7 protein-coding genes are annotated in these 8328 nt (G+C 40.9%); all 7 read left to right on the top strand.

Annotated features, from left to right (window positions below; genetic code table 11):
- Positions 1-151 precede the first annotated feature (151 nt).
- Positions 152-922 (top strand): ribonuclease HII, encoded by a 771-nt coding sequence (locus LD39_RS13075; RefSeq protein ID WP_035547543.1) that lies wholly within the window; start codon positions 152-154, stop codon positions 920-922.
- A 12-nt stretch (positions 923-934) separates the two neighbouring features.
- Complete coding sequence (locus tag LD39_RS13070) at positions 935-2860, top strand: hypothetical protein (protein WP_035547541.1); 1926 nt, start codon at positions 935-937, stop codon at positions 2858-2860.
- Complete coding sequence (locus tag LD39_RS13065) at positions 2857-3129, top strand: EscU/YscU/HrcU family type III secretion system export apparatus switch protein (RefSeq protein ID WP_035547538.1); 273 nt, start codon at positions 2857-2859, stop codon at positions 3127-3129. The genes LD39_RS13070 and LD39_RS13065 overlap by 4 nt, the downstream gene beginning before the upstream one ends.
- A gap of 153 nt (positions 3130-3282) precedes the next feature.
- Positions 3283-4443 carry an ADP-forming succinate--CoA ligase subunit beta gene (gene sucC / locus LD39_RS13060; protein ID WP_035547535.1) on the top strand — a complete coding sequence of 387 codons (1161 nt, stop codon included), beginning with the start codon at positions 3283-3285 and terminating at the stop codon, positions 4441-4443.
- Between the two features lie 18 nt (positions 4444-4461).
- Positions 4462-5364, top strand: coding sequence for a succinate--CoA ligase subunit alpha (gene sucD / locus LD39_RS13055; RefSeq protein ID WP_035547532.1), 903 nt, complete (start codon positions 4462-4464; stop codon positions 5362-5364).
- A 276-nt stretch (positions 5365-5640) separates the two neighbouring features.
- Entirely contained in the window at positions 5641-6324 is a 684-nt protein-coding gene (gene dprA / locus LD39_RS13050; RefSeq protein ID WP_231572578.1) for a DNA-processing protein DprA, read from the top strand.
- A gap of 165 nt (positions 6325-6489) precedes the next feature.
- On the top strand, positions 6490-8328 hold a 1839-nt coding region (gene topA / locus LD39_RS13045; protein WP_035547526.1), incomplete at its 3' end, for a type I DNA topoisomerase.

The raw sequence follows: 8328 nt of genomic DNA, 5'->3' as shown, positions 1-8328 counted from the left end.
TTTCCCCGTCACCATCCTCGCACATAAAAGCCTCGAAACTGAGTCTTCAACAATCGGGAGCTAACGTGAGATAATCAACAATAAAATTCAATAGAGCTTTACATAAAAGAGGTTATTGTCCGATATAAGAACAAATAGGGAGAGAAGAATAATGGCATCGATGACAATCACAGAAATCAAAAAAAAGATAACTAGAGAGCAATTCACTCAAAATGAGATTGAACAGTTAAGAAAGGACTCAAGAAAAGGAGTTCAAAAACTAATTGAGCAGTACGACACAGCTCTGATGAAGAAGAAAGCATTAAGAAGTCAATATGAAGAAATGATGGCCTTTGAGAAAGAATTATATAGCAGCGGAAAGACATTTATTGCAGGTATTGATGAAGCAGGACGAGGTCCATTAGCAGGGCCGGTTGTAGCTGGAGCTGTCATCCTGCCAGATGGTTTCTACCTCGAAGGGCTGAATGATTCTAAAAAGCTGTCTCTCGATAAAAGAGAACACTTTTTCAAAAAAATTGTCGAAGAGGCTGACGTTGGTGTGGGAGTTGTAACCAATCAACACATCGATCAATTAAATATCTATCAAGCTACAAAATTGGCGATGAAGCGAGCTGTCAACGACTTGATACAAGCTCCAGAGCATTTGCTTATTGATGCGGTAACTTTAAGTGATGTTCCATTATCACAGACGAATCTTGTGAAAGGAGATCAGAGAAGCGTCTCCATTGCTGCTGCGAGTGTCATAGCGAAAGTTACTCGTGATCGGATGATGGCAGAGCTTCATGAACAATATCCCATGTATCAATTTGCTTCTAACCAAGGGTATGGTACCCGAGACCATTTAGAAGCATTAAAGTCCCACGGACCGTCTCCTCACCACCGAAAAAGCTTTGCGCCGGTGAAGGAATTTATAAACCTGTAAGGAGTGAAAAAGGTGAAAAACTTGATCTCAAGCTTAGGAAAAGTCATGGAAAATCATCCAGTTTCTCGACCCATAAAACCTGGTCAAGTTTTCACCGGAAGAATCACTGAACTTTTTCCGCAAAATCGAGCTATTGTTAAAATTGGAGGTCAGTCCATTCATGCCCAGTTGGATGTTCCTCTTACTAAAGGTCGCCCGTATTTGTTTCGAGTCATGTCAACTTCAGAACAAGTAAAGCTGAAAGTAATTGATTCATATTCGAATAAGAAGGGCGCATTGAACCCTGAATTATTACTGAAAAATCTAGGAGTAAAGGGATCTATAGAGAATGTAGTATTTGTTCGTTCATTGATAGATGATCATATACCTTTTACGGCCACAGAAATCAGACAAGCTTTGTCGATATTACATAGGTCAAAAGATATTACTCGTGCAAGAGAAGTCTTACTTCAAATGATTCAGAAAGCGTTGCCGATTAAACAATCAATCTTCGATGCGCTTATTGTTCGAAAAACAGTCGGTGTAACCAAGGCAATGGATCAGGTCTATCGAGATATTGAAAATTCGAAGGCACCAGAGAAACCATCAATCTCTTCTATTTTGACGATGTTAAAAGGGGTTAGTGATTTTAATACATTCAAGATGAGTGCGGTTGATAAAATTATAAGCGAGGTGGCGAATCAGAATCCTAGCAGTTTTCACTTGTTTAAGAAGGCTGGGTTAATTCATCAATCGGAAACGTTCTCTCAATTCCAGCAAACTTGGAAACAATGGATTAATCTTATATCAGGAGATAAAACTGATATTCAATATTTAACGAGCAATGCTAGCGTAGAAACTCCACCTTTGCCCACATCAGTTGAGCAAATGGCGAAACAGCTGTACCAGTTATTTGAGAAGCAAGTTCCACTCTCACAAAAAGAACAGCGTACTCTGCAGCAGTGGCAGGTTCAACTTGAGCGATTATTTTTGCAAAAAGGGTCAAATGACCTAGTCGCAACCGGGGAAATGGATAGCATTCCTGAAACTCTGAAGAAGAGAATGATCGCTAATCATCAATCTCTTCTTCAAAAACAGTCATTTCACAAGTTGTTGCCCTACTTATCAGAACCGGGCAAGGCTGCTGTTAAGGAATTGATGCATGTATTAAATGACTGGGTAGATGGGAAAGGAGCTATTTCTAGAGCAAGTGTACAAACTGCGCTCACCTCCATAGTTAAACTTTTGGAAGTGCAGGTTCCAAAGAGTAGTCAACCCGCATTAATCGATTGGGCAGGTCGGGTATCTGCCGCTTTTCCTTCAAATACCGCTTCCAAAGAAGAGTTTCTCATCAAGCTAAAGGTGTTTTTACATCTGTCTGGTTTACAGGATGAAGTAATTATGAAAGAGAATGCTGCAAGTAAACATTCATTCTACAAAGAACAATCTTTAAAGACCCTTCTGATCCAGTCTCTGGACGGCATTGGAACAATCCGACAGGAAACAGCAAGGCAGGGACTGAACTTGTTGAATGGTCTGCAAATGACCGCTCATCAGGAAACGAACCAAAGTATTCAATTGTCTTTACAATTTCCAGGAAACATCATCGGTTCTAAGCGAGACATCCATTTAGATATGGAGGGCAGGAAAACAAAAAACGATGAAATCGATCCAGACTTCTGTCACATCATTTTTTATCTAGAATTAGAGCATTTACGTGAAACGGTTATCACTTTAAACATTGCCAACCGCCGTGTAAGTGTAACTGTTATAAATGACCATTCTAATATTCAAGAGGTGACAAATCGTCATGAGATGCCACTTAAACTGGGTTTAGCGAAACTTGGTTATGAATTGAGTGCTGTTCAGATCAAACGCCCTCTTGAACAAGACAAAAAAGCTCACGAGGAGTCTTCACCGATTAATGTAAAAGATCAAGGAGTTGATGTTCAAATATGAGGAAAAAGTCTAAGGAAGCTATTGCTCTAAGTTATCAATCCGAAAAAGGTTCGGCCCCTAGAGTATCTGCCACGGGAAAGGGATATGTAGCCGAAAACATTTTGAAAAAAGCAACTGAGCACAACATTCCGATTCAGCAAGACGAATCTCTTATTGAACTTTTATCGGAACTGAATATCAATGATCAGATCCCTGAAGAATTGTACCATGTCGTTGCGGAAGTGTTTGCTTTTATTTATAAGTCAGATCAAGAAAGCAACAGGGAATAAGACTTAGTTCTTTAATACCCTTTAATTAGTTTACATAATATATAACTTGTCAATCCATTGAATTTTTCGACAGATATCACCCCTTGGTATGGACAATTGATAACGTTTTTTTATACAATGTACATGCAGTGAAAATTGATGGGAGGATGAAACATGAACATTCACGAGTATCAAGGAAAACAAATCATGCGTGATTTTGGCGTATCCGTGCCAAATGGCCACGTAGCATATACCGTAGATGAAGCTGTTGAAGCAGCAAAGAAATTAGGTAGCGATGTTACGGTCGTCAAAGCACAAATCCATGCAGGCGGACGTGGGAAAGCCGGTGGAGTTAAAATCGCAAAAAATCTTGATGAAGTGCGTACATACGCTGATGAGATACTAGGAAAAACACTTGTAACCCATCAGACTGGTCCAGAAGGGAAAGAAGTAAAGCGCTTACTCATTGAGGAAGGCTGCGACATTCAGAGTGAGTACTATGTCGGACTTGTACTGGATCGTGCGACAAGCAAGGTTACTATGATGGCATCCGAAGAAGGCGGAACAGAGATTGAAGAGGTAGCCGCAGAAACTCCGGAAAAGATCTTTAAAGAAGTCATCGATCCTGTGACAGGTTTAACTCCATTCCAGGCTCGACGCTTAGCTTTCAATATTAATATTCCAAAAGAAGCTTTAGGCAAAGCAGTTAAATTTATGCTTGGCCTTTATGACGTTTTTGTGAAAAAGGATTGCTCTGTAGCAGAAATCAATCCTCTCGTGACAACAGGGGACGGGGATGTACTTGCCCTTGATTCTAAGTTGAATTTTGATGATAATGCACTATTTCGTCAGAAAGATATTTTAGAGCTTCGTGATTTAGACGAAGAAGATCCAAAAGAAGTTGAAGCTTCCAAGTACGACCTAAGCTACATTGCCCTTGATGGCAACATCGGCTGCATGGTTAACGGAGCTGGATTAGCTATGGCTACAATGGATACAATTAAACACTATAATGGTGACCCGGCAAACTTCCTTGATGTAGGCGGCGGTGCTACTGCTGAGAAAGTAACGGAAGCCTTCAAAATTATTCTTTCAGATGACAACGTGAAAGGGATCTTTGTTAACATCTTTGGCGGCATTATGAAGTGTGATGTTATTGCTGAAGGTGTAGTAGAGGCTACGAAACAAATTGGTTTGACACTACCGTTAGTCGTTCGTCTTGAAGGGACAAACGTTGAACAAGGTAAGAAGATTCTGGATGAGTCCGGATTGAATATCACTTCTGCGGACTCCATGGCAGAAGGCGCTCAAAAAATCGTAGAACTAGTCAAGTAAGAAAGGCGGGGAAATCAGATGAGTGTATATATTAACAAAGATACGAAAGTTATTGTTCAAGGGATTACGGGCTCAACAGCTCTTTTCCATACAAAGCAAATGGTTGAATACGGTACACAGATCGTTGGCGGGGTAACTCCTGGTAAAGGCGGTACTGAAGTTGAAGGAATTCCTGTTTTCAATACTGTCGAAGAAGCGGTTGAAAAGACCGGAGCGAACGCCTCTGTTATTTATGTTCCTGCTCCATTTGCAGCTGACGCTATTATGGAAGCAACAGATGCGGAGCTTGACTTGGCTATTTGTATTACAGAACACATCCCTGTTCTTGACATGGTCAAAGTGAAGCGTTTTATGGAAGGCAAGAAAACTCGTCTTGTAGGACCGAACTGTCCTGGTGTTATCACTCCAGATGAGTGTAAAATCGGTATCATGCCTGGTTACATTCATAAAAAAGGTCATGTAGGAGTTGTTTCGCGTTCTGGTACATTGACTTATGAAGCCGTTCACCAGCTATCTGAAGCTGGACTTGGCCAATCGACAGCAGTCGGAATTGGCGGTGACCCTGTCAATGGAACAGACTTCATCGATGTTCTTAAAGCCTTCAATGAAGATGATGATACAGAAGCGGTTATCATGATCGGGGAAATTGGTGGTACTGCAGAAGAAGAAGCGGCTGAGTGGGTGAAAGCGAACATGAACAAACCTGTTGTCGGCTTCATCGGTGGACGTACAGCCCCTCCTGGTAAACGTATGGGCCACGCTGGTGCGATCATTTCAGGTGGTAAAGGTACAGCTGATGAGAAGATTCGTGTCATGAATGAGTGTGGTATTGAAGTAGCTGAAACACCATCTGTCATGGGAGAAACTCTTATCAATGTACTAAAAGATCAAGGTCTTTTAGATAAGTGTAAAACTCACTAAACGATTGACAATTTCATAAATACTGGATAGCCGTGCCTGTTTAGGGCACGGTTTTCCCACTATGGAAAGAGGTCTGATATGAAAAGTAGACGGGAAAACTTAATAAGGCTTCATCACTCTCCTTATGTTTCAAGAGCATTAATAAGAAAGATGCTTCAAAATGATCCTCATCTGACTTCCCCCTTTAGCATGTCTTCAAAATTCTTCTCCAATTTCTTTAATATTAAGGAATCCAGGGCATCTGCAATCCAAAACGACATAAACGGGCAATATATAATGAAGAAACTCGACACGGATTTGCAAAATTACCATTGTATTACCATTTTCGACGAAGCTTATCCCTCAACATTACGGACGATTCCTGATCCTCCTCTTGTATTATATGCTGCTGGTAATGTCGCCTTGTTAGATCGTGTGTTATCCCTTAGTGTTGTAGGGACTCGAAAGCCTTCTTCCTATGCCTATCCAGCTATGAGAAAAATCCTTCTCCCCCTTATTGATTATGGATTTACGATAGTAAGTGGAATGGCACAGGGTGTTGACCAGTATGCGCACCAGTTGTCCGTAGAATCCGGAGGTGCTACGATTGCTGTACTTGGTTCAGGGTTTCATCATATTTACCCGACCAATAACATAGCTTTGTATCAACGCATGGCAAGCGAACATCTGGTTTTGAGCGAGTACCCTCCCGATCGATCTCCAAAAAAATTTCATTTTCCAGAACGAAATCGGATCATTTCCGGCTTGACACGTGCTACTTTCGTGATAGAAGCTCGTCTAAAGAGCGGTTCGCTCATTACAGTGGATCAGGCGCTTGAACAAGGAAGAGATGTATATGCAATGCCAGGTCTTCCGGGAAATCCCACAAGTGAAGGATGTCACAAGATGATCAATGACGGTGCGAAATTGGTTCATAATCACCAGGATATTTTAGAAGATTGGGTAGAAAAATTTGTATAAAATGTTTCAAAAGTGTTAAAGTCTACATTAGTAATTGGAAAATTACACCTCAAAATGTACCGTCGATGTTTGACAAACGGTTTCATTGTATTTAATAATAGGGAAGATTTATTTTATGAATGTAAAAAGTAAGAAGAGAAAACAACCTCTATGGGAGGAACCTATATGGCAGATTATCTTGTAATCGTCGAATCTCCTGCGAAAGCAAAAACGATCGAACGATATCTTGGAAAGAAATATAAAGTAAAAGCATCATTAGGACATGTCCGTGACTTGCCGAAAAGTCAAATGGGTGTGGATGTTGAAAAAGAGTTTGAACCGAAGTATATTACCATTCGAGGCAAAGGGCCTGTATTAAAAGAATTAAAGACTGCAGCTAAAAAAGCAAAACGCGTTTATCTCGCTGCCGACCCTGACCGTGAAGGGGAAGCAATTGCGTGGCACCTTGCTCATAGCTTGGATATTGACGACCGATCAGAGTGCCGTGTAGTTTTCAATGAGATTACAAAAGAAGCAATCAAAGATTCCTTTAAACAACCTAGAAAAATTAACTCAAATCTTGTTGACGCTCAGCAAGCACGCCGGGTATTGGACCGTCTTGTCGGTTACAATATTAGTCCAATCCTTTGGAAAAAAGTTAAAAAAGGATTATCAGCAGGGCGTGTCCAGTCTGTCGCTGTAAAAATCATTATTGATCGAGAAAACGAAATCAAAAAATTCGAACCAGAAGAATACTGGTCCATCGAAGCAGATTTTCTGAAAGAAAAAGAAAAATTTGAAGGCTCTTTTTACGGTGTTGAAGGTAAAAAGCAAGAATTAAAGACAGAAGATGATGTGAAAGCGATTCAAAAGCGGATGAAGGGTAAAGAATTTTCTGTTGAAAAAGTCAATAAAAGAGAAAGAAAACGGAACCCGTCTTTACCATTTACTACTTCATCTTTACAACAAGAAGCAGCTAGAAAGCTGAACTTCCGTGCGAAGAAAACGATGATGATCGCACAGCAGCTTTATGAAGGAATCGATTTAAAAGGAAAGCAGGGCATTACGGGTCTTATCACGTATATGCGTACGGATTCTACACGCCTATCCAATTCCGCCAAGGCTGATGCTAAACAGTACATCGAAAATAACTTTGGTAAGGAATATTTAGGCTTTAGAAAGGAATCTAAGAAACAAGAAGGAGCTCAGGATGCTCACGAAGCGATTCGCCCTACAGGTGCTGATCGTGATCCGAAAGCGATGAAGAGTATTTTGTCAAGAGACCAGTACCGTTTGTATAAACTCGTATGGGACCGTTTCGTCGCAAGTCAAATGGCTCCAGCGGTTCTCGATACGATGACTGTGCACTTGTATAACGAAGGTGTAGAGTTCCGAGCAACCGGATCAGAAGTGAAATTTAAAGGATTCATGAAAGTGTATGTCGAGGGCACAGATGATAATAAGAAAGAGAAAGATAAGCTTCTTCCGCACTTGGAAGAAGGCATGAAGGTGAAGGCTGAAGAAATCAAGCCGAATCAACACTTCACACAGCCACCTCCGAGGTATACAGAGGCTCGGCTCGTCAAAACACTTGAGGAATTGGGTATAGGACGTCCTTCCACATATGCACCGACGTTGGATACCATTCAGCGTCGAGGATATGTGGCTCTAGATAACAAACGATTTGTGCCAACTGAATTAGGCGAAATTGTATTAGAACAGTTGAAGGAGTATTTTCCTGAAATTATCGACGTGGATTTCACTAAAGAGATGGAAGACGATCTTGATGCGATTGAAGATGGAAAAGAAGAGTGGGTTTCCATCATCAGCGATTTTTATAAAGATTTCGAACCGCGATTATCTAAAGCTGAAAAAGAGATGGAAGAAGTAGAGATTAAAGATGAGCCTGCCGGCATTGATTGTGAAAAATGCGGGCATGATATGGTTTATAAAATGGGTCGCTACGGTAAGTTCCTTGCTTGCTCCAATTTCCCTGATTGCAGGAACACGAAGCCGATCTTGAAA

Source organism: Halobacillus sp. BBL2006 (genome assembly GCF_000786645.1).
GTDB lineage: Bacteria > Bacillota > Bacilli > Bacillales > Halobacillaceae > Halobacillus.
The sequence above is the reverse complement of the archived record's forward strand: the minus strand, read 5'-3'. Positions and strand labels throughout refer to the sequence as shown.

Bases quoted from the DNA above. Each gene is read 5' to 3' on its own strand.
- sucC (WP_035547535.1), top strand. From the start codon at position 3,283: ATGAACATTCACGAGTATCAAGGAAAACAAATCATGCGTGATTTTGGC.
- LD39_RS13065 (WP_035547538.1), top strand. From the start codon at position 2,857: ATGAGGAAAAAGTCTAAGGAAGCTATTGCTCTAAGTTATCAATCCGAA.
- sucD (WP_035547532.1), top strand. From the start codon at position 4,462: ATGAGTGTATATATTAACAAAGATACGAAAGTTATTGTTCAAGGGATT.
- LD39_RS13075 (WP_035547543.1), top strand. From the start codon at position 152: ATGGCATCGATGACAATCACAGAAATCAAAAAAAAGATAACTAGAGAG.
- dprA (WP_231572578.1), top strand. From the start codon at position 5,641: ATGAAGAAACTCGACACGGATTTGCAAAATTACCATTGTATTACCATT.